Below are 706 nucleotides of genomic sequence, written 5' to 3'. Positions count from 1 at the left end.
GATTCAACGCCAATACCGCGCCGTCATGCACTTGCCCAACGCGTTTTGGATCGCCACTGCCAATAATGATGCCTGCTGAGTTCATCACATTCACATTGTGACCAATGATGGACATGGTTCGATCAACAATTTGCTGTGCTAAGGAGTGGTCGAGAATCACCATTTCGATTTTCCAAACTTATAAATGAATCACTCAATAAATCACAAATAGCGTGCTATCGCGATGCTGTCGATGCAAATTGCAGGCGTAGCTCAAATCATTACGCCTTAACCACACATGAAAAAGGGTTTAATCCGTCATTTTGAACAGAGGGATATATACTTAAAGCAAAGAGACTTCGATGCCTTGTTACTACGCGTTGGAGTCACGTTGCTGCAAGCGAGCGATAACGGAGGAAACACGATGGAATTGCGTAATAAAGCGGGCGAAATTGCCAAAATTGCTGACAACCTCACTTTGAAGGAAATTACTGAAATGGGCTACACCGTGGACTTATGCGATGAAGCTTATGATGCCAATGAGCACTGGAAAGCAGAAGGCAAAACTGAGGGTATGGGCGAGTACCCAGAAGAGTAAACGTCCCGACGAGCCAGCGCACTAGAGTCTACAAAAAAGAGTGCTAAAAAAATAAAAAACCGAGCGACTTAACGCTCGGTTTTTTACTTTTGAACCTCTTGAATGAACATATCCATCTCTTCAAGATAA

At 43.6% G+C, this 706-nt stretch carries 2 protein-coding genes; one reads left to right on the top strand and one right to left on the bottom strand.

Annotation, left to right across the window (positions count from 1 at the left end; genetic code table 11):
• A partial coding sequence (locus tag R8O11_RS27730) for a sugar diacid recognition domain-containing protein (protein ID WP_318194936.1) occupies window positions 1-163 on the bottom strand: 163 nt, incomplete at its 3' end.
• A 240-nt stretch (window positions 164-403) separates the two neighbouring features.
• On the opposite strand from R8O11_RS27730, the gene R8O11_RS27725 reads away from it, so the two are divergent.
• Window positions 404-577 carry a hypothetical protein gene (locus tag R8O11_RS27725; RefSeq protein ID WP_005460772.1) on the top strand — a complete coding sequence of 58 codons (174 nt, stop codon included), beginning with the start codon at window positions 404-406 and terminating at the stop codon, window positions 575-577.
• The last annotated feature ends 129 nt before the right edge of the window (window positions 578-706 follow it).

The sequence above is a fragment of the Vibrio sp. 1288 genome (genome assembly GCF_033344475.1).
The sequence above is the reverse complement of the archived record's forward strand: the minus strand, read 5'-3'. Positions and strand labels throughout refer to the sequence as shown.